At 48.1% G+C, this 24468-nt stretch carries 21 protein-coding genes; all 21 read right to left on the reverse strand.

Annotation, left to right across the window (positions count from 1 at the left end; genetic code table 11):
* Positions 1-3: 3 nt before the first annotated feature.
* The 21 genes from SOW26_RS06750 to SOW26_RS06850 all read right to left on the reverse strand — a co-directional run bounded on the left by SOW26_RS06750 (position 4) and on the right by SOW26_RS06850 (position 24446).
* A complete protein-coding gene (locus tag SOW26_RS06750) occupies positions 4-1437 on the reverse strand; it encodes a carbon starvation CstA family protein (protein ID WP_320652117.1) in 1434 nt (477 codons plus the stop codon).
* A gap of 331 nt (positions 1438-1768) precedes the next feature.
* Entirely contained in the window at positions 1769-2788 is a 1020-nt protein-coding gene (ilvC, locus tag SOW26_RS06755; protein WP_154475615.1) for a ketol-acid reductoisomerase, read from the reverse strand.
* A gap of 24 nt (positions 2789-2812) precedes the next feature.
* Complete coding sequence (gene ilvN, locus SOW26_RS06760; RefSeq protein WP_154475617.1) at positions 2813-3310, reverse strand: acetolactate synthase small subunit; 498 nt, start codon at positions 3308-3310, stop codon at positions 2813-2815.
* Between the two features lie 188 nt (positions 3311-3498).
* Positions 3499-5037: a 2,3-bisphosphoglycerate-independent phosphoglycerate mutase gene (gpmI, locus tag SOW26_RS06765; RefSeq protein WP_320652118.1), complete on the reverse strand. Its 1539-nt coding sequence runs from the start codon at positions 5035-5037 to the stop codon at positions 3499-3501.
* 130 nt (positions 5038-5167) lie between these two features.
* The gene (gene tpiA / locus SOW26_RS06770; protein WP_276959011.1) at positions 5168-5917 is read right to left on the reverse strand and encodes a triose-phosphate isomerase; all 750 of its coding nucleotides are present in this window, start codon (positions 5915-5917) and stop codon (positions 5168-5170) included.
* Positions 5918-5932: 15 nt separating this feature from the next.
* Positions 5933-7126 carry a phosphoglycerate kinase gene (locus SOW26_RS06775; protein ID WP_276959007.1) on the reverse strand — a complete coding sequence of 398 codons (1194 nt, stop codon included), beginning with the start codon at positions 7124-7126 and terminating at the stop codon, positions 5933-5935.
* 93 nt (positions 7127-7219) lie between these two features.
* Positions 7220-8233, reverse strand: a complete 1014-nt coding sequence (gap, locus tag SOW26_RS06780) for a type I glyceraldehyde-3-phosphate dehydrogenase (RefSeq protein WP_154475625.1) — start codon at positions 8231-8233, stop codon at positions 7220-7222.
* 115 nt (positions 8234-8348) lie between these two features.
* Positions 8349-9152 carry a histidinol-phosphatase HisJ family protein gene (locus tag SOW26_RS06785; protein ID WP_320652119.1) on the reverse strand — a complete coding sequence of 268 codons (804 nt, stop codon included), beginning with the start codon at positions 9150-9152 and terminating at the stop codon, positions 8349-8351.
* Positions 9149-10240: a tRNA 2-thiouridine(34) synthase MnmA gene (mnmA, locus tag SOW26_RS06790; protein ID WP_276959000.1), complete on the reverse strand. Its 1092-nt coding sequence runs from the start codon at positions 10238-10240 to the stop codon at positions 9149-9151. The genes SOW26_RS06785 and mnmA overlap by 4 nt, the downstream gene beginning before the upstream one ends.
* A 15-nt stretch (positions 10241-10255) precedes the next feature.
* Complete coding sequence (gene nifU / locus SOW26_RS06795; protein WP_154475631.1) at positions 10256-10693, reverse strand: Fe-S cluster assembly scaffold protein NifU; 438 nt, start codon at positions 10691-10693, stop codon at positions 10256-10258.
* Positions 10694-10738: 45 nt separating this feature from the next.
* Positions 10739-11929, reverse strand: coding sequence for a cysteine desulfurase NifS (gene nifS / locus SOW26_RS06800; RefSeq protein WP_276958996.1), 1191 nt, complete (start codon positions 11927-11929; stop codon positions 10739-10741).
* Positions 11930-12049: 120 nt separating this feature from the next.
* Entirely contained in the window at positions 12050-12508 is a 459-nt protein-coding gene (locus SOW26_RS06805) for an RrF2 family transcriptional regulator (RefSeq protein ID WP_154478755.1), read from the reverse strand.
* Between the two features lie 186 nt (positions 12509-12694).
* The gene (locus tag SOW26_RS06810; RefSeq protein WP_320652120.1) at positions 12695-17047 is read right to left on the reverse strand and encodes an MSCRAMM family protein; all 4353 of its coding nucleotides are present in this window, start codon (positions 17045-17047) and stop codon (positions 12695-12697) included.
* 135 nt (positions 17048-17182) lie between these two features.
* Positions 17183-17926 carry a TraX family protein gene (locus SOW26_RS06815; RefSeq protein ID WP_320652121.1) on the reverse strand — a complete coding sequence of 248 codons (744 nt, stop codon included), beginning with the start codon at positions 17924-17926 and terminating at the stop codon, positions 17183-17185.
* A gap of 36 nt (positions 17927-17962) precedes the next feature.
* The gene (locus SOW26_RS06820) at positions 17963-18520 is read right to left on the reverse strand and encodes an NUDIX domain-containing protein (protein ID WP_276960079.1); all 558 of its coding nucleotides are present in this window, start codon (positions 18518-18520) and stop codon (positions 17963-17965) included.
* 192 nt (positions 18521-18712) lie between these two features.
* Entirely contained in the window at positions 18713-20266 is a 1554-nt protein-coding gene (gene rny, locus SOW26_RS06825) for a ribonuclease Y (protein WP_276960078.1), read from the reverse strand.
* A 79-nt stretch (positions 20267-20345) separates the two neighbouring features.
* The gene (locus SOW26_RS06830; protein ID WP_154475641.1) at positions 20346-20972 is read right to left on the reverse strand and encodes a regulatory protein RecX; all 627 of its coding nucleotides are present in this window, start codon (positions 20970-20972) and stop codon (positions 20346-20348) included.
* A 2-nt stretch (positions 20973-20974) separates the two neighbouring features.
* Positions 20975-22129 (reverse strand): recombinase RecA, encoded by a 1155-nt coding sequence (gene recA, locus SOW26_RS06835; protein WP_154475643.1) that lies wholly within the window; start codon positions 22127-22129, stop codon positions 20975-20977.
* A 98-nt stretch (positions 22130-22227) separates the two neighbouring features.
* Positions 22228-22806 carry an SMC-Scp complex subunit ScpB gene (scpB, locus tag SOW26_RS06840; RefSeq protein WP_154475645.1) on the reverse strand — a complete coding sequence of 193 codons (579 nt, stop codon included), beginning with the start codon at positions 22804-22806 and terminating at the stop codon, positions 22228-22230.
* A gap of 16 nt (positions 22807-22822) precedes the next feature.
* The gene (locus SOW26_RS06845; RefSeq protein ID WP_154475647.1) at positions 22823-23575 is read right to left on the reverse strand and encodes a segregation and condensation protein A; all 753 of its coding nucleotides are present in this window, start codon (positions 23573-23575) and stop codon (positions 22823-22825) included.
* Complete coding sequence (locus tag SOW26_RS06850; RefSeq protein WP_320652122.1) at positions 23544-24446, reverse strand: metallophosphoesterase; 903 nt, start codon at positions 24444-24446, stop codon at positions 23544-23546. The genes SOW26_RS06845 and SOW26_RS06850 overlap by 32 nt, the downstream gene beginning before the upstream one ends.
* Between the last annotated feature and the right edge of the window lie 22 nt (positions 24447-24468).

The following is a 24468-nucleotide window of genomic DNA, read 5'->3' on the forward strand; positions in this document are numbered from 1 at the left end:
TTTTTATTTTTTCTGCTGTAAAGCCGGAAGCAGTCCTTTGACGAAAAACAATATCGTCAGAAGCAGCGCCACGCAGATCCCTACCGGATATCCGATGGAAGTACTCAGCTTAAATCCTTCTTCTGCGATCAGGATATAGGTTACGCTGACTGCCGACATAAAGGCGGCCGGAATGGCGGCGATCAGACTGTATCCAGGATGTTTCCCGCTTTTTACCAGGTAGGCTGCGCCTGCCCAAAGCGCGATCATGGCCAATGTCTGATTGGACCAGGAGAAGTATCTCCATACCACGCTGTAATCTATAAAGGAGATCAAATATCCCAAAAGAAGAAGCGGCGCGGATAAAAGGAGCCTCTTTTTCGTATCCTTCTGATCAATATGAAACCAGTCTGCAATGGTCAGTCTGGCACTTCTAAACGCCGTATCTCCGGAAGTAATGGGGCAGGCAATCACGCCTATCATAGCCAAAACTCCTCCCAAGGGTCCTAAAAGAGAGATGGACATATTGTACACTGTCGTAGAATTTCCACCGCCCGCCTCCAGAAGTCCTGTCATCAGCCCTCCTGTCTTGTTATAAAAGGCACAGCCGGCTGCCGCCCAGATCAGAGCGATCACTCCCTCTGCCACCATGGCTCCATAAAAGATCCTGCGGCCCTGTTTTTCTGAAGTCAGACATCTTGCGATCATTGGCGACTGGGTCGCATGAAAACCGGAGATCGCGCCACAGGCAACTGTAATAAACATCAGAGGCCAGATAGGCTTTCCGGCCGGATGGAGATTTTTCAGGGTGATTTCCATCATCGGCCTCGTCCCGCTGTGAAAGATCGTAGCACCTGCAATCCCCACTGCCATAATGATCAGGCAGATTCCGAAAATGGGATACAGCTTTCCGATGATCTTGTCAATCGGCAGCATGGTTGCCAGGAAATAATATACCAGAATGATAATGGTCCATACACGCACATCCAGTATGTCCGGCGTAAGGATGGCCAAAAGCCCTGCCGGTCCCACCATAAACACGACTCCTACCATGACCAGAAGGATCACGGAAAAGACCCGCATGACCTGCTTCATTCCGCCTCCCAGATAGGTGCCTACAATTTCCGAAATGCTTGCACCGTCATTACGGATGGAAAGCATACCGCTTAGAAAATCGTGAACCGCTCCTGCAAAAATGGTTCCCAGAACGATCCACAAAAATACAGAAGGCCCCCAGATCGCCCCGGACAGCGCCCCGAAAATGGGTCCCAGTCCTGCAATATTCAACAGTTGGATCAAAAAGGCACGCCACGGCTTCATGGGCACATAGTCCACTCCGTCAGGATGCGCCACGCACGGCGTCTTTCTGTCATCCGGCGCAAATATTTTCTCAACCAACACTCCGTAGGTGAAATACCCTACGATCAACGCCAGCAAACACAAAAAAAATGAAATCATCTGCATTCCCTCCTCTTTTTTGTTCTTACAAGCAAACAACTCTTTATTATGTCTATCTATAGTTTAACACACTTTTTTCTTTCCGATGCCTGTCCATTTTTAACCGATTTCCGTTCCTGATATTAAAATACATCCTATCCCGGAGGATGCTTCCTGTTGCAGATCTTTTGCTCTTTTTGCTTCCAAAAAAAGAAGGATCTGTAAGAGGGGTCTTTTCCTTCTTCCAAATCCTTCTTGCTTTTTAGCTTTTTTATTTTCTTACTTCTATTTTATTGCTTTCCACCTTGTCTCTTCTGATCTCCCGTGAAAGAAACATCCTTCTGTCTGACTCCTAGTTGTTGATCAGCTTCTCTGAATCGCTCCAGCTATAGAGACTTCTGACTTCTTTTCCTACTTTTTCGGACGCATGCTCAGCCGCCAGCTTCCGCATCGCCCTAAAATGTGCCTGTCCGCCTGCCGCAGACATATCCAGAAGGAATTCTTTTGCAAAGCTTCCGTCCTGAATATCGGAAAGAATCTTCTTCATGGCTTTCTTTGTTTCCTCTGTAACGATCTTCGGTCCTGTTACATAGTCTCCGTATTCTGCCGTATTGGAGATGGAATATCTCATTCCCTCAAAGCCTGACTCATAGATCAGATCTACGATCAGCTTCATTTCATGTACGCATTCAAAGTATGCGTTTCTCGGATCATAACCGGCTTCCACAAGGGTATCAAAGCCCGCCTGCATCAAAGCACATACTCCTCCGCACAGGACAGCCTGTTCTCCGAAAAGGTCTGTCTCCGTCTCTGTCCTAAACGTTGTCTCCAAGACTCCGGCTCTTGCGCCGCCCAGCCCTGCCGCATATGCCAAAGCCACATCCAGCGCTTTTCCGGTAGCATCCTGCTCAATTGCCACGAGACAGGGTGTTCCTTTTCCTGCCTGATACTCGCTTCTGACGGTGTGTCCCGGCGCCTTTGGCGCGATCATAGCCACATCTACCTGCTCGGGAGGAAGGATCTGTCCGAAATGAATAGCAAATCCATGGGCAAACATCAGCATGTTCCCGGCTTCCAGATTGGGCTCGATGTCTTTCTTGTACAGATCCGCCTGTTTTTCATCATTGATGAGGATCATAATAATATCAGCCTGTTTTGCCGCTTCTGCCGCAGTATATACCTTCAGTCCCTGTGCCTCCGCTTTCGCCCAGGACTTGCTTCCCTCGTACAGACCAACGATCACATCGCAACCGGACTCTGTCAGGTTCAGAGCATGGGCATGTCCCTGGCTTCCGTAACCGATGATGGCGATCTTCTTTCCCTTTAATAATTCCAGATTACAGTCTTCCTGATAAAAAATTCTTGCTGACATTTCTTGTTCCTCCTAAAAATTCTCTCAATCGATGTAGGTCACATCTTTCATCCCTCTTGCAAGCCCCGTAATTCCGGTCCTTGCAATCTCCAGGATTTCATGACCATCCAAAAGGTTCAAAAACGCATCCAGTTTTGACTGGTTTCCCGTCAGTTCCACCATGAGAGATTCTTTTTCCACATCCACGATCTTCGCCCGGAAAATCCCTGCGATGGAAATGATCTCCGCCCTTTCAGCGGCGTTGGCACGAACCTTCACCATAATCAGTTCGCGGAACACTGACGTTTCCGGCTTCAGCACTTTGATCTCGATAATGTCCTCCAGTTTCCTGACCTGCTTTTCAATCTGCGCAAGGATCAGCTCATCTCCGCTTGCCACGATGATGATACGGGTAAATCTGGGGTCCGCCGTCAGTCCTGCCGTAATACTGTCAATGCTGTATCCTCTTCTGCTGAACAGTCCTGAGATCCGGCTTAACACTCCGGGATTGTTGTCTACCAACAATGAATATACTCTCTGCATATTCCACCTCTTTCCTTTCTTTTTTCGGTGTCGGGTTTCCTTTTTGAAACCCTCAGTACATAAAACAGAGTGCGTTCTGTTTTTAATATAGCAACACACTCTGTTCTTGTCAAGATATCTTCTTACGATTTTTTGTTTTTCTTTTTCGCGTTTCTTTCTGACAAAGGATGCTCTGCCTTCGGCAGCCTTTATCTAAGCAAAAGGGAAGTCCCCGTCATCTCCCTGGGCTGTTCCATTCCCATCAGATCGATCAGAGTCGGCGCGATATCCGCCAGACAGCCTCCCTCCTTCAGTCCGTATCCCTCTCCTGCGTTCACCAGGATAAAAGGCACCGGATTGGTGGTATGGGCGGTAAATGGTTCTCCTGTTTCTTCATCGATCAGCTGCTCTGCGTTTCCGTGGTCGGCACATAAAAACATTTGTCCATCTACCTCCTGCAAAGCCTCCACGGTTTTTCCCACGCACGCATCCACCGCTTCAATCGCTTTGATGGCGGCGTTCTCCACTCCGGTATGCCCTACCATGTCCGGATTGGCAAAATTGATTATGATCACATCATACTTCTGGGAACGGATCGCCTCCGTCAGCCTGTCGCAGACTTCATAGGCACTCATCTCCGGTTTCTGGTCATACGTAGCCACCTTGGGAGATTTTACCAGGATCCTTTCCTCTCCTACATTGGGCTCCTCCACTCCTCCGTTAAAGAAAAAGGTCACATGCGCGTACTTCTCTGTCTCGGCGATCCTGGCCTGTGTCATGTGATGTTCTGCCAAAAATTCTCCAAACGTATGGGTGATCTCTTCTTTTACAAAGGCTACTTCTTTATTGGGAATGGTCACGTCATACTCTGTAAAGCATACGAAGGTGGTCCGGATCCGTTCTTTTCTGTCAAATCCCGTAAAGTCTTCCTGACAAAAGGCTCTTGTGATCTCTCTGGCTCTGTCCGGTCTGAAATTAAAGAATACGACAGAATCCCCGTTTTCTACACATCCCACCGGTGTTCCGTTCTTTTCCACCACCGAGGGAACCATAAATTCGTCTGTAACTCCGTTTTCGTAAGAGGCTCCTATTCCGGCTACCGGATCCTGGATCTTTTCTCCCTGTCCTTTTACCATGGCCAGGTAGGCTTTTTCCACCCTGTCCCAGCGGTTGTCCCGATCCATTGCATAGTAGCGTCCCGAAACACTGGCAACCTCGCCGACTCCTATTTTTTTCATCTGTTCACACAATTCTGCCACAAACTCCCTGCCGGAAGAAGGAGGCGTATCCCTTCCATCCAGAAAACAATGCACATAGACGTTTTCTACCTGCTCCCGCTTTGCCAGTTCCAGAAGTCCGTAAATATGCTCCTGGTGGCTGTGAACACCTCCGTCAGAAACCAGTCCCATCAGGTGAAGGGATTTTCCGTTTTCCCGGGCAGCTCTGCATGCTTTTTTCAAGACAGGATTTTCAAAAAAATCGCCGTCCTGAATGGATTTTGTGATCTTGGTCAACTCCTGGTACACGATACGCCCTGCGCCCATATTCAGGTGACCCACTTCTGAGTTCCCCATCTGTCCGTCGGGAAGCCCTACGGCCAGTCCGCTGGCATTTCCTTTTACAAACGGACAGGTAGCCATCAACCGGTCCATCACCGGCGTCTTGCCTTCCGCCACGGCGTTCCCTTCTTTTTTTTCATTCAGGCCGTAGCCATCCAGGATCATTAATACTGTAGGTTTCTTTTTCATTCCAAATTCCTCTTATTTCCTTCTTCTTGTAAGCTTCTTTTTACTAAGCTTCTTTTTAAAACAGGACCGCTGTACAATCCAGCGGTCCTGTATCAGCTCTCTTACTGCCCTTGCAGCCGTTGCTTCTTCTTTATCTGTAATTTACGATCTTTCCGAATTCTTCCTTCAGAGAAGCTCCGCCTACCAGACCTCCGTCAATATCTGCCTGGGCGAACAATTCGGCCGCATTTCCTCCGTTTACGGAGCCGCCGTACTGAATACGGATCGCTTCTGCAGTCGCACCGTCATACATTTCCCTGATACACTGACGGATCCCTGCGCAAACCTCTTCTGCCTGCTCTGTGGTAGCGGTCTTTCCGGTTCCAATCGCCCAGATGGGTTCATAGGCGATCACTGCCTTCTGTGCCTGTTCTGCCGTGATCCCAAGGAATCCCACCTTTACCTGCTGACGGATAAAGTCCATGGTCACACCCTGCTCTCTCTGCTCCAACGTCTCCCCACAGCACATAATAGGTGTGATTCCGTGTTCAAACGCCTTGTGCATCTTTTTGTTGACGGTCAGATCTGTCTCCGCAAAATATTCTCTGCGCTCAGAGTGCCCCAGAACCACATATTCTACCCCTGCGTCTGTCAGCATAGCCGGAGAGATCTCTCCGGTATAGGCTCCGCTTTCCTCAAAATACATGTTTTCTGCGCCCACCTTGATATTGCTTCCTTTACAAGCCTCCACCACCGGGATGATATCAATCGCAGGTACACAAAATACCACATCTACCTCGTCACTTGCCACCAGTGGTTTCAGCATCTCTACCAGCTTTACCGCCTGACTCGGCGTCTGGTTCATCTTCCAGTTCCCTGCTACGATCTTTCTTCTTGCCATGTTTTTTCTCCTTCTCTATTTATCATTTGCCGCTGCCACTCCGGGAAGCTCCTTGCCTTCCAAAAATTCCAGAGAGGCTCCGCCTCCGGTGGAAATGTGAGTCATCTTGTCTCCATATCCCAGCTGATTTACAGCCGCCGCTGAGTCTCCGCCGCCGATAATGGTGGTGGCCTCCGTCTGTGCCAGCGCCTTTGCTACCGCCTCTGTACCGTGTGCAAAATTCGGCATCTCGAAACAGCCCATGGGACCGTTCCACACAACCGTTCTGGCATCCTGTACGGCGTCGCAGAAGGATTTGACAGTCAGCGGTCCGATATCCAGTCCTTCCCAGCCCTCCGGGATCTCTCCTTCTTTTACGACCTGTCTGTTGGCGTCATTGGAAAAGTCGTCTGCGATCACGTTGTCCAAAGGCAATAACAGGTTCACACCCTTTTCCTTTGCCTTCTGGATCATATTCCGTGCATATTCACAATAGTCTTCCTCCAGAAGGGATTTTCCGACGCTTCCCCCTTTTGCCTTCGCAAAAGTATAGGCCATACCTCCGCCGATGATCAGCGTGTCTACTTTATCCAGAAGGTTCTCGATCACGGAAATCTTGCTGGACACCTTGGCTCCGCCCAGGATCGCAACAAAAGGTCTCTCCGGATTGTTCACCGCATTTCCCAGGAAATCTATTTCTTTCTGCATCAGATACCCAACGACTGCCGTTTCTACAAACTGAGTGACTCCCACGTTGGAGCAATGTGCCCTGTGGGCCGTTCCAAATGCGTCATTTACAAAGATGTCGCACAAAGAAGCCAACTCTTTGCTAAATGCTTCTCCGTTCTTCGTTTCTTCTACTCTGTATCTGGTGTTCTCAAGCAGTACCACGTCTCCGTCTTTCATGGCCGCCACTGCTTTTTTCGCTTCCTCTCCTACGACTTCTTTATCCGCCGCAAATACTACCTCTTTGTCAAGAAGCTGGGACAGACGCACGGCAACCGGCGCCAGTGAAAGCTCCGGAACCGGCTCTCCCTTTGGTTTCCCCAGATGAGAGCAAAGAATCACCCTTCCTCCGTCTGTGATCAGCTTCTGAATCGTAGGAAGCGCCGCAACCAGACGGTTTTCATCTGTGATCTTTCCGTCGATCAAAGGCACATTAAAATCACAGCGAACCAGCACACGTTTCCCCTTTACCTGAATATCGTCGATCGATTTTTTATTCAGCATACCAAATCCTCCTCTAACTGCTTTTGTTGTTTGATAACGTAAAAGGAATCCGGTCCACTGTGACCGGACCCCTTTTGAGTCTTCCTAAATACTTTATGCTAATTCTGCAAAATATTTAATCGTTCTTACCATCTGGCTTGTGTAAGAGTTCTCATTATCATACCAGGATACCACCTGTACCTGTGTGGTTCCGTTATCCAGCGGAAGCACCATCGTCTGTGTGGCATCAAAGAGAGAACCAAACCGCATTCCAACGATGTCGCTTGAAACGATCTCGTCTGTGTTATATCCGAAGGACTCGTTTGCCGCTGCTTTCATCGCTGCGTTTACCTGATCTGCCGTCACAGTTCCTTCTACGACTGCTGTCAGGATAGTAGTGGATCCTGTCGGCGTAGGAACACGCTGCGCTGCTCCGATCAGTTTTCCGTTCAGTTCCGGAATAACAAGTCCGATCGCTTTTGCTGCCCCTGTGCTGTTGGGAACAATGTTTACAGCTGCCGCACGGGATCTTCTGAGATCTCCCTTTTTCTGCGGTCCGTCCAGCGTCATCTGATCTCCTGTATAAGCATGGATCGTACACATGATACCGGATTTGATAGCTGCCAGATCATTCAGTGCCTTTGCCATCGGCGCAAGACAGTTGGTGGTACAGGAAGCTGCTGAGATCACAGTATCCTCTGCCTTTAATTCATCATGATTTACATTGTAAACGATAGTAGGAAGATCGTTTCCGGCCGGTGCTGAAATGACAACCTTTCTTGCTCCTGCCTTCACGTGTGCAGATGCTTTCTCTTTGGAGGTGTAGAATCCTGTACATTCCAGAACTACATCTACTCCGATCTCTCCCCAGGGAAGCTCCTCTGCATTTGCTTTTGCATAAATCTTGATCTCTTTTCCGTCTACCACGATAGAATCCTCTGTCGCTTCCACCTTATCTGCCAAAGCATATCTTCCCTGTGAAGAATCATATTTTAACAAATGAGCCAGCATAGCCGGAGATGTCAGGTCATTGATCGCTACAACCTCATATCCCTCTGCTCCGAACATCTGTCTGAATGCCAGACGTCCGATCCGTCCAAAACCATTAATTGCCACTTTTACTGCCATGATCCAATCCTCCTAAAGTTTTTCCTAGTATTTGAAATTCGAACTGCAAAAAACACTTCAACTTCTGTGATATTGTACTAAATTTGATACAACATTTCAAGTAAATTTCCCATTTTTATGGAAGTTGCTTAAAAACCGGTATTCTGGAAGAAAATTCTGTGTAATATTTAAAACCACACGCTTTCAGGTACTCTACTCCTTGTGTAAACCGATATCCGATATGCTCCGGACTGTGTGCATCCGAGCCCATGGTAATGATCTCTCCGCCCAGCTCCCTGTATCTTTGCAGGATCCTTTTGTGCGGGTGTGGAAAGGAAAGCCCGTATTTCAGTCCGGCCGTATTTACCTCCAGCCCCTGCCTTCTACCTACAAGAAGGCGCAGGATCTCATCGATGATCTCCATCAGAGGCTCCAGCCGATAGCTCCCTTCCTTCTCCCGACCGTACCGGACCACATAATCCAGATGCCCCAGAACATCAAATTCTTCACAGGCCCTTACAGAAGCCAGATTCGCTTCCATCGCCTGTTTGTAAACCTCCATGTCTGTCTTTCCCTGGAACAAGACTCCCTTGGCAGGATCCTCTCCCCGGATGCAGTGAACGGATCCTATGATAAAATCAAAAGGATGAGAAGCTGTCAGTTCCCTGTAATACTTTCCCAGATAAGGACGAAGTCCCAGTTCCACCCCGATTCCCACGTCTATTTTATCCCGGTACGCTTCTTTTAAGGGCTGCAGCGTCTTGAAATATTCCTCCACAGGGAAAATACACTCCTCTCCCCATTCCATATCATCCTTGTCAAAGTGATCGGTCAGACATATTTTTTTCATCTGTTTTTGGATCGCACCCTCGATCATTTCCTCCGGCTTCGCCTGGGAATCATGGGAAAATGCAGTGTGCATATGTACGTCCACTCTCATAGGATCCACCCTTTCCGGATCACGCCGCCGCCTACCACCAGTTCGTTGTCATAAAGGACCAGCGCCTGTCCCGGGGCCGCCGCTCCCTGCGGTTCCTCAAAAATACAGACAGCCTCCCCTTCATCCACCTGCTCGATGCGACACCGTCCTCCTTTGTGATTATATCGGATCTTTCCCCACAAAGTCTTGTTCCGGGGAAACCGTTCTTCTGACATGAGATTTAATTCCCCCATTCTGATGTGAGTAGACAGTGTATCCTCCTTCTTCCCCAGAACCACTTCATTGGTCTGCGGCCGTATCTCCAGAACAAAAACCGGAAATCCCAAAGCGATCCCCAGCCCCTTTCTCTGTCCCACAGTATAATGCACGATCCCTTTGTGTTTTCCCACCACTGTTCCGTCCTTCAGCACAAAATTTCCGGGACAGCTTCCCTTGTCCGTGTTCTGCTCGATATATCCTGCATAGTCTCCGTCCGGAACGAAACAGATGTCCTGACTGTCCGGTTTTTTTGCGATCCGAAGGGAAATCTTCTGTGCGATCTCCCGAATCTCCTCCTTATGATAATCTCCCACAGGCATCAGCGTTCTTGCCAGCTGCTCCTGGGTCAGATTATACAGGGCATAGGTCTGATCCTTCCCTTGCGTAACGGAGGTTCGGATGGACCGGCGTCCGTTGGGCAGGCTGACGATCCTTGCATAATGGCCGGTTGCAATATAATCCGCTCCGATATCCATGCTTCTTTTCAGCAGAGACTCCCATTTGACATGGCGGTTACAGGCAATACAGGGATTTGGCGTTCTTCCCTGCAGATATTCTTCCAGAAAATAGTCTATGACCTTCTCCTTGAATTCTTTTTTAAAGTTCATCACATAATGCGGGATGCCGATGGCTGCCGCCACCCGTCTGGCATCGTCTACCGCACTCAGCCCGCAGCATCCTCCCTGCTCTTCCTGAAAAGTCCTGTCCTCATCCTGCCAGATCTGCATCGTGACGCCGATCACGTCATATCCTTCTTCTTTTAACAAATAGGCAGCCACAGAGGAGTCAACTCCTCCGGACATGCCTACCACTACTTTTTTTCGATTCATTCTGTCTCCCGAAATTTAATATTCTTCCTCTTCTTCCTCTTCATGAATATCTGATTTTGGCTTTTCCAGTCCTTCGATCTTTATCTGATGTTTTTCTGCATAATCCCACAATGCCGCATGGATGGCCTCCTCTGCCAGCAAAGAGCAGTGTACCTTTACCGGCGGCAGTCCGTCCAGCGCCTCCATCACCGCTTTGTTGGTGATCGCCATCGCTTCCTGGATGGATTTGCCTTTGACCAGCTCTGTAGCCATACTGCTTGTAGCAACCGCGGCTCCGCAGCCAAACGTCTTAAACTTGACATCCCGAATGATCTGATCGTCGTCTATGTCCAGATAGATCCGCATAATGTCTCCACATTTTGCATTCCCTACCGTTCCTACGCCGCTGGCATTTTCTATTTCTCCCATATTTCTTGGATGCTGGAAATGATCCATTACCTTTTCTGTATACATATTCATACCTCCTGGTCTGCTTTTTTGACTTGTTTTTCAGTCTGTCTACTCTTGTGAACCGTGCTTTTTTATAAAATCCTCATAGAGAGGAGACATTTTCCTTAACTGTGCGATAATCTCTTTCAGGCTTTCCACTACATAACTGATTTCTTCCTTTGTCGTCTCCTCACTCAATGTCAGTCGCAGGGAACCATGAGCGATTTCGTGAGGCAGCCCGATGGCCAGCAGTACGTGGGAGGGGTCTAAGGACCCTGAAGTACAGGCAGAACCGCTGGATCCGCAGATCCCCTTCATATCCAGCATGATCAGAAGGGATTCTCCTTCGATGAACCGGAAACTGAAATTGACGTTATTTGGCAGCCTGTCCGTCCGGTGTCCGTTCAGTTTCACATAGGAAATTTCCGATTCGATCTGACGGATCAGTTCATCCCGAAGTTCGATCTCGTGTCTGGCCCGTTCCTCCATGGTAGCCGCCGCTCTTTTTACTGCTGCTCCCAGTCCTACGATGCCCGGAACATTTTCCGTACCTGCCCTCCTCTTTCTCTCCTGTCCTCCGCCGTGGATGAAAGAGCGAATCCTTACGCCGGTGCGGATGTAAAGGAAGCCGATCCCCTTTGGTCCGTTTAATTTGTGGCCGCTGGCACTCAGCATGTCAATGTGGCACGCATCCACCTGAATGGGGATCTGTCCGAAAGCCTGAACGGCATCCGTATGGAACAAAATTCCATGCTCATGGGCAATTTCGCCGATTTCCCTGATGGGCTGGATCGTTCCGATCTCATTGTTGGCATACATGATAGAGATCAGGATCGTCGTCGGACGGATCGCCTTCTTTAACGCGTCCAGATCCACCTTTCCGTCTGCATCCACATCCAGATAGGTTACCTCAAATCCGTTTTTTTCCAGGTATTCCGCTGTATGCAGGATCGCATGGTGTTCTATCTTACTGGTGATGATATGGTTTCCTTTGCTCTTGTACGCCTCTGCCGTAGCCTTCAGCGCCCAGTTATCCGCCTCAGAGCCTCCGGCCGTAAAATAGATCTCGTTGCTTTTTGCCCCCAGCACATCTGCTATGATCTCCCGCTGTGCCGCGATCACTTCCTTGTTCCCGGCTGCAAAGCTGTAAACACTGGAGGGATTTCCGTACTGCTCTGTAAAATAAGGCAGCATGGCTTCTACTACCTCCGGTGCAGTCTTTGTGGTTGCCGCATTATCCAAATAGATAGGTCTGTTCATTTTGCACTCTCCTTTTCACTGTTATTTTCTGCTGGTTTCTATGTCGCTGCACCCATATCCTGCAGCCGTCCAAAATCCTTTTCCTGTCTTTGTTTTTCTTCTGATCCCTGCCCGGACTTGTCAATTTACACATTGTGGTCCCGGAGAATTGCCGGCCGGATTTTTTACCCGGCTTTCCCATACCAGTTCGCTCAATTTGATCTCATCAACAGTTTCATTGATACTGTTATTGATCTTCTGCCAGACATACTTGGTCACACAGCTGTCTGCTCCCTGGCAGCCTTCTTCCTCGTGAAAGGCTCCGCACCGGACAGGTTCCAGATCTCCCTCCAATGCCCGCAGTACATCTCCCACCGATACGGTATCCGCCTCTTTCGCCAGCACATAACCGCCTCCGGCTCCCCGGATGCTGGTCACCAATCCCGCCTTTTTCAGAAGCGCCATCAACTGCTCCAGATACCGTTCGGAAATGTCCTGTCTTCCGGCAATGCTTCCTATGGATACCGGCTCCTCCTCTCCGTAACGAGCCAGATCTATAATAGCTCGAAGACCATATCTTCCCTTCGTAGAAAGTTTCATGCTTCTCACCTTCTTTTCAATTCCTACTTTTTTACTAGGGTTTGCATTCATAGAATACCACGCTCCCTCATCCCTGTCAACAACATCTGCTGTATCTATTTCCGTACACAATTCCCGCATCTAAAAAGAAACCAGCGCTTTACAGAAATCGCTTCTTTCCTGTGCGCTGGTTCTTTTTATTTCCTGTTATCTGTTTTTCCGGCGGAGGCTCATTCTCACGATCCCCAGCATACTCAGGCCACTTACAAGCAGCCATATCGCACTTCTTGCCGGAGCAGCCGCATCTCCCGTCTTTGCCGCTCTTTTTACTTTGGATGTTCCTTTGGTCGCATCTTTCTTTTCCGGTTCAGGGATCTTCCGGTTCACCACCGTCTGTTCCAGGATTTTCCCATCTTCACGAATTTCAAAGTGATACCTCTGCTCCTCCTTCTGGTAGCCTTCCGGAGCCTTGCTTTCCACCACTTCGTAAGCTCCATAAACCAGATCCTCAAACACCGCGATTCCCTCTCGATCTGTGATCTGCTTTTTCACTTCCTTTCCGTCCTGAAGCAGCGTAAATTCTGCTCCGGAAAGGGGATGTTTTTCCCCGTCCTGCTTGTATATTTTGACAGTGCCTTTGATCTTTCGATTCGTTACCGTTCCCAGATCTATCGCAGTCTCCTCGTTTTCTTTCACAGATACTTCCAGGCTGTCCTCCTTTCGTACATACCCTTCTATCGTCTGTACCTCTCTGATCTCATAATCGCCATAGGGAATATCACGAAAGAGCACCTCTCCCTTCTCGTCACTCGTTGCCTCTGCAATCGCCTTGTCGATCTCTCCCTTTCCATAGATCGCAAAGGTGACGCCCGGCAGCTTCCTGCCCTTTTCATCCTGATCTTCCTTTATCAGACGAATATCTCTGCGAATCGGCTTGTTTTCAAACACCTGCACTTCTACCGGCTTTTCTTTCGTCACCTGGATCTTCCGGCCTTTGGGTTCCAGGATCTCATAGCCTTCGATCCCCTTGCTTTCTACCAGCGTATACTCTCCAAAAGGAACGGTGGAAAATACCGCTTCTCCTTTTTCGTCCGTCGCTTGCGTGGCAATCAGCTTTTCTCCCTGCATCAAACGAAACTCTACGCCGGAAAGAGGGATTTCTTCTTTGTTGTCTCCTGTTTCTGTTGAGATCTTTCGGATGGAGACTTCTCTTGCCTGCGGAATGATTCCTGCATTTCTGACGGCAGACTTGGAAATGGGATTTAAAGAAAATCCATAGCTGTCTCCTAGCTGACCCGATACTGTTTCCACATTGCTTTGATTGTTTGCCGTCCCGTTGACTTCCGTAAAGATTTCATAGGTTTCCTTTGCAAAACGGATGCGGTAGTCTCCTCTTTTGAACACTTCTATCTGGTAGTGTCCTTTTTCATCTGTCACAGCGGTAAGAGGGGCTCCGTTCGGATCTTTTACCACTTCTTTGGTAACAGGATCCACCACCTCTACCTTTCTTCCCGCGATCCGTTCTTCCGTTTCATCCATAACGCCATCTTCATCCGTATCATCAAATAGAACGCCTTCCACCCCATACTTCTCGTAGGTTACTTTCACAGAGTTTCCCTCTGAATACGTTTTTCCATCTGTTGCGATAGCGGAAGAATTAATGGCCACTTCTCCCGGGTTCAAAGTTTTGTCATAGGGCATCCGGCAGCAAAGGAAGAAGTCCACTTCCGACTTTGATTCCATCTGTACCCCTTTTTTCAAAACAAATTTCACACTTTTTACCTGAGAAAACTCCTGTATCTGCGCCGCTGTCAGCCACTGTCCGTCCCTGACGCTTTCCAGATTTTTTCCCTGTTCCGTCACCTGATAAAAGACGTCAAATTTTTCCAGCGCCGCCTGATTTTCAGGAAGGCTTTCCAAAGACTGTACCAGCTTTGTGGAAAATTGGGATGCACGATCCAGATATTCTCCCTGATCGTTTGCTACGATGTAGTGGTCTCCCTTGTACGGCAGAACATCTATGATATATGCATTCTGCACATTGGCGATCGTATTATTGAAAATATTGATCTTATAATAAAAGGAATACCCCAGATCTCCTGTCGCAAACAAGGTGAAATTATTCCTGTCATACCCTACCTGTTTCTTTACCAGTAACTCATACGGGGGAATATAGTTGATATGAGAGCTGGTGGCGGCAAGTATCTCGTCTACATTTCCATTTTCATTTAGATCCAGCACATCTGTATATTCATTTTCTTTATCCTGCGGCAGGATCACATCATTGTTGCCATATACCATAAAGCTTTCTATCTTGTTATTTCCTGCATTGGCAGAAGGCAGTGCCCTGATTCTCGTTTCTATTCTCGCAGAGTTATAGTGATAATCACCGGGATCCATATGAGGGATCGTGTAGATCACAGCAGTACGTCCTGTATTTTTAAAGTTCTCCACAACCTGCGGCGCTTCAATCTTGTCAAGATACCAGTAGGTCCCGGTGGTACTGTCATACTCAAATGCCGGCGGCAAAAGCTGGATCACCCTGACATTTTCCAATGGTTCATTTGCCAGTGGTCCCCAATCTCCCCGGTTATATTGGGCATAAACATTCGTGCTGTATTTAAGAAAGCTTCCCGATGCCGAGTAAGCAACGCTTTGATTCTCTGTGTTTGTGATCTCAACTTTGGGATTAATGATCCCGATACCGGTACGCGCCCAGTAATCATTTCCCTGTGCCAGGCTTCTGTCCTTTGCAGCCGTATCCAGTCCTTCTCCCAGTTTGCTGGTTACCACTGATGCCGAAGCGTCTCCGTAATAGTATTGTCGGAGGGCATACGTGCCATCCTGAAATTTTTTCTCTTCTTCCTTCGTCGGATAAGCCTGCGTGATCATTCGCACAGCGCTGTTATTTAGCTCCAGCGGTCTGGACAGCTCCAGTTCCAGCTTCAGGTATTTGGCCTGCGTGTCCTCGACCGCCACCTTCTCCTGATATTTAATATTTTCCCGGATCAGTTCTTTCGTGCCATCCGCCCGGATCCCATATAGTTTATTGGGAGCATTAATGGCTTCTATCATGGCATTTCTGATCTCTGCTTTTCTTTCCTCTGACAAGATCGGGGAATAATCCATCACTTTAGCGACGGTAAAATACTTATAATACAGTCTTCCCGTATCGCCCCGGCTGATCAGATTATCCGTAATGCTCCATACCTTTGTCGTCTGTCCGTTGTCCGGATTTTGGGCAGATTCTCCATTATTGCTGTTCCTGATGTCCAGTGTATAAACCAGGCCCTCTGCCGTCTGATCCTGCTTCCTGTCGTACAGTTTTTTTCCATAATAGGTATAGTCCCCCTCACTTATGTCGTAACCTATCCCGTTTTCCGTGGTCCCCCTTTCGGTAAGATTATCCTTCCATATACTGAATGCGCCGCCCGGCTTAAAGTAAACCGGAATCAGATAGTAGGATGCTTTTCTGTCCGGCAGGCGCCGCTCGTCACTTAACCCTGCATTCACAATATAGCTTGCTTCAATCGTATAGAGTTTGGGATCTCCTGTTTCATCAAAAAAGGGAGCGTTGACCATCTGAATATAGCCGCCCCAGGAGGTGATTCCGGCTTTTCCCTCACGCCATCCTTCTTTTACATAACTGATATCCGGATTTTCTCTGAACAAAGTAGCGATCCTTGTGGTTTCATCATAGGTCCAGCCATTTCTCTTTGCATCCTCCGTCAGCTTTCCGTAGGGAGGCATTTTAAATTGCATTTTAATGTTTTTAGGATGTCTGTAATCCACACGCCCCGTCAGATCTTCCGGTTCTGTTACTGTTTCTGAAAACATAGGAGAGACGATCACTTCTGTTTCTCCCGTCGTCTTCTGATTCTCCGGAATGTTGCGTGCATGGTAGAAAAAGGCCTTCTTTGTCTGATCATATCCTGACGCATACCACATATTAATGTGGCTGTCATTGATCTCCAGCCAGTCGGCCTTTGCCGTGTAGATCTTTTGTGTGCTGTAAAGCACTTCCTTCCCCTGAAGATCTGCCAGGGATACATTTGTTCTGTCTTCTCCATCGCCCTGCAGCATCTGAAAATCCACCGTCACCCGATCTCCTGTTTCCGCCTTTCCACCGACAAACTTGAACGGGAACGGAAATGTAATATTGGTGCCTCCTGCAATTGCGTTTAATTTATAAACCATGTAATAATGCGTTTCATCTTCCAGATATTTTGAAAGATATGCATTTTGTGAGTCTACAAATTGAGGCTTTGCGGCCTTATCCTTGTTTTTTTCTACCCGAAGGACCAGCCATGGGTTTTCTATTTTTACGCCGTCTCCCGACACCACAAGATTTGCCGCTGCGTTGACGGGCGCTTCCGCTTCAAATTCTGTTTGCTCATTCTGGCTCCCATCCCCCTCCAGGTTAAAAATACGTATAGAAACATTCTGTGTATCTGCCGCCTGAAGAGACTCTGTAAATCCGCCCGGCCAAACACTCAGCAGCACTGCGCATGCCAGCAGAAACCCGATTCCGCGCCTCTTAATTTGTATCACTTTTTTCATAAGTATCCTCCTCACTCCTGTAGCTTCTTGCTATTATAACATATTACCCTCCTGTTCCATAGGATTTTTTCTTATCCAGCAGGATTTTTTGTTATCTGCGTTTCAGTTGGCTACAGGGTCATAGCAGAAGGCTCCTTACAATCCCATTGCGATCCGTATGATCCCCAGAATCAGCAGATGGGCGGGATAAAATATGTAGAAGAACCACTTGGAAAAAATCCTGCCCCGTTCCATCCGTTTGCCGTTATACAGCCAGATGATACAGATTCCGGAAAGAAGCATCCCCGACACCTTTCCTGCCACAACAAAAAACAGAGCTGCTCCTGTGTATCCGTAAAAGCTTCCCATAGACAAAAGCCCGAACGCTCCCATGGAGATTCCGTATGCAACAGCCAGACGCTTTTTATCTTTCCCGGCCCAAAGAAACAACAGAGTAAAAACAGGCGCCAGAATGAACCAGTCGCAGAACAGACAAGGGAGCAGCAGCAGGATCACATACAATACCTTCTTCCAGCGGCGAGACGCTGTGTGGATCACATCAATGATCAAAAAGCAAAAAAACAGGGTAAATAACATGTTAAATCCGGTGAATCGCAGGATCTCTCCCGATGACAAGGCAAGGCCGAACGGGATCTGAGAGATGACCGCCCAGAAAAGCAACCGGTTTCTGTAGCTGGATTTAGACCTGGTATATCCATACCCTTCCACCAGAAAATAGCACATTGTGATCGCAGTAAAATATCCGATATCCAGCAGCGCCTCATGCCAGACTGTCCCCGGCTCCAGAAAAATATTGCCAATGTGGTTTAGCAGCATGGTAAACATGGCAAAATATTTGATCACATCCCTGTTAAGGCCAAAGCTTTTTTCTCTTTCCATCCTGTTCTCCTCCTCTGCTTTCCAGCCGCTTCTTCGTTAGTTTGCGGTTCTTCTGCTTTTCCCATAAGCCTCTCCATAGGCCAAAAGAGCCGCTATGGTCTTGGAATCCTGAATCTCTCCCCGAAAGATCTTCTCTTTTAATTCTTCCAGCGGATAGGCGCTTACATGAATAAATTCGTTTTCATCCAGATGCTGTCTGGATGGGATCAAATCTTCCGCTACATAGATCTCCACCTTTTCATTTGAAAAAGCTACCATCGTGCGAACGGTGATCAGCCACTTTGGTTCCTGACAAAAATATCCTGTCTCTTCTTCCAGTTCCCTCTGGGCGCAAAGTCTGGGATCCTCTCCCGGCGCATCCAGCTTGCCCGCCGGGATCTCCAATGTCTCCCGGTCCAGAGCGCTTCGGTATTGCTCCACCATAAGGATCCGTCCATCCGGCAGCACCGGAACCACCGCCGCTGCCCCGTCATGATGGATATAATCCCAGTTTTCTTCGTTTCCTCCGGCAAACTGCATCTTATCCTGATATACCTTGATAACAGAGCCTTCATACATTAATTTTCTGTCTGCCCTTACCACATTCTTTTCCATGCTCTTTTCCCTTCTCTTCCGGCGATCTGCTCCCTGCTGTTTTCCGGATCCTTCTTTTCTCTCAGGCACACGCTTTCTATTCTCCGGCAGAAAACAATCCCCTGCTATCCCTGCTTCGGATTATTTCCCGATATATAAAATATCGCCGAATAGTCAATATGACCACTCGGCGACATCATCTCCATTTATCTTCTACTTGGCATAGTCTGTAACCCTGGATTCCCGGATCACATTGACCTTGATCTGCCCCGGATATTCCAGCTCAAACTCAATTTGCTTTGCAATATCCCTGGCCATCAGCACCATGTCTGCATCAGATACCTTATCTGGAACTACCATTACACGAATCTCTCTACCTGCCTGAATTGCAAAAGATTTATCCACTCCCTTAAACTGGTTGGTGATATCTTCTAACTGTTTTAGTCTGTTTGTGTATGTCTCCAAGGTCTCTCTTCTCGCCCCCGGTCTGGCTGCAGATATGGTATCCGCCGCCTGTACCAGACATGCGATCAAAGATTCCGGTTCAACTTCTCCGTGGTGTGACTCCACAGAATTAATAACGATCGCAGATTCTTTGTACTTTCTGCAGAGATCTACTCCGATCTGAATGTGCGATCCTTCCACATCGTGGTCGATGGACTTTCCGATATCATGCAACAGTCCTGCACGTCTGGCCATTCTGGTATCTACTCCCAGCTCGCCTGCCAAAAGTCCTGCCAGATGCGCCACCTCGATGGAATGCTTTAGTGCATTCTGTCCATAGCTGGTCCTGAACCTCATACGTCCAAGCAGACGCACCAGTTCCGGATGTACTCCATGAACTCCCACTTCCAGTGTAGCCGCTTCTCCTTCCTCACGGATCAAAGTTTCCACTTCTTTCTGGGCTTTTTCCACCATTTCTTCAATCCTTGCCGGATGGATCCGCCCGTCTACGATCAGCTTCTCCAGTGCGATCCTTGCCACTTCACGACGGATGGGATCAAATCCTGACAGAATAACCGCTTCCGGTGTATCATCAATGATCAATTCTATTCCCGTCAGCGTCTCGAGGGTCCGGATATTACGTCCTTCCCGTCCGATGATCCTTCCTTTCATCTCGTCGCTTGGAAGCTGTACCACAGAGATCGTAGTCTCTGCCACATGATCTGCCGCGCATCTTTGGATGGCAGTGACGATATACTCTTTCGCCTTTTTGTCAGCTTCTTCCTTCGCCTGCGCCTCCAGTTCCTTGATCATCTTAGCCGTATCATGCTTCACATCGTCTTCAACAGTTTTTAATAAATACTCTTTTGCTTGTTCGGAGGTAAGTCCTGAGATTCTTTCTAGTTCCTGTACTCTCTGCCTGCCCAGCTGGTCCACTTCCGCTTCCCGCTGTTTCAGCCTCTCTTCCTTTGCTGTGAATCCTGCTTCTCGCTTCTCGATGGCTTCTGCCTTCTTGTCTAAAGTCTCCTCCTTGGAAAGGACTCTTTTTTCGTAACGCTGCAGTTCTGCTCTGCGTTCCTTGCTCTCCTTTTCAAGTTCATTCTTGTTGCGGATCGACTCTTCCTTGATCTCCAACAAGGACTCCTTCTTCTTTGCTTCTGCCGTTTTAACTGCGGTATCAATAATCTCTCTCGCCTTCGTCTCTGCATTTCCGATCTTGGATTCTGCATTTTTCTTCAGGCTCGATACTGTCAAAGCTCTACTGACTATCGCCGTTATCACAATCAGCGCAACCGCCACAGCAATTCCTATTCCTACTGGCACAGGAGCACCTCCTTATTTTATTTTCATTGTACAAATACAACACCTAAATTCTATACTGTTTTCGGTATTATGTCAAGACTTACCATTCACTCCCAGTCTCTTCTTCCGTCAATTCCATCTGTCTTTGCACTTCCCGCCAAGAAAACCCTTTTCTGGCCAGATACCCTATGATCTTCTGCCTTTTTTTCTCATCCTTCTCCCGGGGATCATATCCCTTCTGGTGCAGAATGCGCCGGATGGCGTTGACGTGATCTTCCTGATCATAGACCTCCTCCATAGCCTGTCGGATCTCCTCTTTGGAAAGCCCTTTTTGAAAAAGAGCAAGCGCCATTTCCCTTTTGCTCTTTCTGTCCTTGTTCAATTCTATGTAGTCTCTGGCAAAGGCGGCATCATCCAGATAACCGAAGCTTTTCGCATATTCTACCGCTTCCCGAGCCACATCCTTGGGATATCTGTCCTGGATCAGTTTTCTTTTCAGTTGATCTTCTGTTTTTCTTCCAAAATTCAGAAGGTATAGCGCCCTTTTTTTTGCCCGCTTTACCAGGATTTCCTCTCTGATATGACGATAATCCTCCGCAGACAGTTCCATTCCGCAGAGGATTCCGAGTTTTTTTACTTCTCCCAGATAAAGACAGAAGCCTTCCTTCTCATCCGTTTCTATAAAAACCTTTTTTTCATTGACCGGTCTGATTTTGGTGATCTGCATTTTTATTCATCACCTTCAAACAGCGTGTCCAGTTCCTCATCAAAGAAATCATCCAGCTCTTCTTCCTTTGCAGCTATCCCCTCTTTCGCCGGCTCCGGGGCGGAGCTTTTGGCCTCTCCTCCCATATTGCTTACCAGGGAATGGGCGCGGACTTTCTCTTCGATTTCTTCCGCTAGTTCCGGATGCTCCATAAAGTAGTTCTTGGAGTTCTCCCTTCCTTGCCCCAGTCGGGTTCCTTCATAGGAAAACCATGCGCCGCTCTTTTTGATGATATCACACTTGACTCCCATGTCCAGGATGTCTCCCTCCTTGGAGATCCCCTTTCCATACATAATATCGAACTCTGCCTCTTTGAAAGGAGGCGCGATCTTGTTCTTTACAACTTTGGCACGCGTCCTGTTTCCTATCATCTCCCCGCTCTGCTTCAATACCTCTATCCTTCTGATATCGATGCGGACGGATGAATAGAATTTTAACGCTCTTCCTCCCGTCGTTGTCTCTCCGCCGCCGTAGCTCCCTACCTTTTCCCGCAGCTGGTTGATGAAGATCACAATACAGTTGGCTTTTCCGATAATAGGCGTCAGCTTTCTGAGCGCCTGGGACATCAATCTGGCCTGCAGTCCCACATGACTGTCTCCCATGCCGCCTTCGATCTCCTGCCGGGGAACCAGAGCTGCGACAGAGTCGATGACGATAATATCCAGCGCTCCCGATCTGGCCATCGTTTCTGCGATCTCCAGCGCCTGATCTCCGCTGTCCGGCTGCGAAATATAAAGTTCGTCAATATCTACTCCGATATTCTTGGCATACACCGGATCCAGGGCATGCTCTGCATCAATAAATCCTGCAATTCCTCCTGCCCTTTGTACGGAGGCAATGGCATGAAGCGCGATTGTTGTCTTTCCGCTGGACTCCGGTCCGTAGATCTCTATTACCCTTCCTCTGGGCAGTCCGCCAAGTCCCAGCGCCAGATCCAGACTGAGGGAGCCTGTGGGAACTGTCTCCACTGCCACCTGTGCGGCAGGATCCCCCAGCTTCATTACCGTTCCCTTTCCAAAATCCTTCTCCAGCTTTGCGATAGCCATAGAAAGAGCTTCTAATTTTTTTTCATTTTCTCTGCTCTGCTGTACTGATTCTTTCTTTGTATCTTTCTTCATCTAAGTTCTCCTTTTCAGAACAAATGTTCTATATCTTTGATCCTATGTTAGTCTACTTTTTCCATCCTGTCAATCTTTTTCTGAAAAAATGACAGTCCTTATACATTCAGCCTCAGCTGTACTTCTTCCTCTGCCTCTTCCTTAAATTCTTCCATCTGTTCCGGGTCCGGACTTGGAAGTTCTCCGGCGGAAGGCAGCCCGAACCTTCTTAAAAACTCCTGCGTCGTACCAAACAGGATGGGTTTTCCCGGAGCGTCCAGCCTTCCCATCTCCGACACCAGTTCGTATTCCACCAGCTTATTTACTGCATGATCCGATTTAACTCCTCTGATCTTCTCGATCTCCTGTTTGGTAACCGGCTGCTTATAGGCAATGATAGACAGCGTTTCCATCAACACTTCCGTCAGCACGTGCCTGCGGGGCTGACTGGCCAGCCTGATCAGATATTCGTAGGCTTCCGCCTTGGTACACAGCTGCACGGAATCTTCCAGCTCTATCAACTGGATCCCTCTGTCTTCCTCCAGATATTTTTCCTTCAGTACCTCCAGGATCTTTCGTGTTGTTTTTTCATCATGGTCAATGGCTTTCGAAAGCTTTTCGATTTCCACCGCATCTCCCATCGTAAATAGTATCGCCTCGACAATCCCTGCCAATCTGTTCATTTCCACTTCAACCATACTGCCTTTCTTCCTTTTATTTTTCATCCGCGTTCCACAGGATCCGGATCTCCTCAAACGCCTTTTCCTGCTCCACATGGATCTGTCCTTCTTTCATCAGCTGAAGCACTGCCAAAAAAGTGACGACTACCTGTATTTTGGATGTCTGGGCCTCCAGTAGCTGCCGAAAGCGGACATTTCTGTTGCGTCTGATGTAATCGGTAACATAACTCAGTTTCTCGGGAAGGGTCACTTCTTCTTTTTCTATCTTTCCGAATTTGCTTCGGACCGGATCCAGCTTGTCCGCCCTTTTTTGCATAACCTCCTGAAAGATTCCATGCAGCCTTTGCAATGTCACTCCTTCCAGCAGACGATCCATATCCACCGGCTCCTGGTATTCTTTCACTTCCGGCGGAAGAGATTCCCTCCGGCAGATCCTTCCGGCCCCACAGCTTTCCCTGTCTCTGAGCCAGGATGCCATGCATTTGTATTTTTTGTATTCCAGAAGCTGTTCCAGAAGTTCCTGTCTCGGATCCTCCCTCTCCCCTTCCTCGTTTTCCTCCGCCGGAAGAAGCATCCTGCACTTGATGTCCAGAAGCGTAGCCGCCATTACCAGGAATTCACTCATAATGTTTAGATCTTCCGATTCCATTTGCCGGATATATTCCATATACTGGCCGGTAATTTCTACGATCGGAATATCGTAGATATCTATTTTATTTTTATCGATCAGATGTAGCAGAAGATCCAGCGGACCTTCAAATACCTGCAGTTTTACGGGAATTCCCATTTCCTTTTTCTCCTTGCAATGTAATAATAACCAGCTCCGCCGGATTCCACAGTCGAAACGGCAGCGTATGAACGCCCAGACCTCTGCTGATGATGGCTGTTGCCTTCTTTGAAAGCTTATGTTTTCCGGCCGTGTAAGGAGGAAACAGCCGGAAATCCGGAGACAGAATTCCTCTGTTTCCCGGAAATCCTACGATCCCTCCATGATAATGACCGGACAGAAAAAGATTTCCTCCCCATTTCTCATAAACTTTCATATACTTGGGATTATGAGCCAAAACGATCTCAAAGCCATCCTCTTTCTTTTTCATAAGACGATCCAGGTCCCTTTTGGTAACCGGTTTCCCTCCCTGTTTTTTGTATCCCCAAAGCGGAATCTCCAAGCCCGTCAGACAGATCTTTGCCTCGTCCCACAGGAATGCCTCCTGCCGGTTTTCCAACACACAGACCCCATTCGCCTCCAAAGCGGATCTGTATCTGTTATATCTGCCTTCATAAAACCGGGCGTTTTCTTTCATCTTTTGCTCATGATTTCCATTCGTATAATAAACAGAACACAGTTCTGCCAGCCGTACTAAAAAAGAGAGGGTGCCCTCATAGGAGCTACTTCTTTTTCCCACCAGCATATCGCCTCCGATCAGGATGATATCCGGTTTTTCCTCCCGGATCGCCTGGTAGAGCCTCTGGTTTTCTTTTCCATAGGAAGCGTTGTGAAGATCGCTTAAAAAAACCACCTTCCGGCTTCTTTTCATTCCATTCAGTTCCCTTGCGGATACGGTATAATACACCTTTCGGAATGTATGCAGTTCCCGCACTGCCTCCAGTATGATGTACAGTGCGACTATCCCTAACACCACTATGCTCGTTTGCAACCGTTTCTCCTTTTCTCCTTTT

It is taken from the genome of Suipraeoptans intestinalis (assembly GCF_034091795.1).
Lineage (GTDB): Bacteria > Bacillota > Clostridia > Lachnospirales > Lachnospiraceae > Suipraeoptans > Suipraeoptans intestinalis.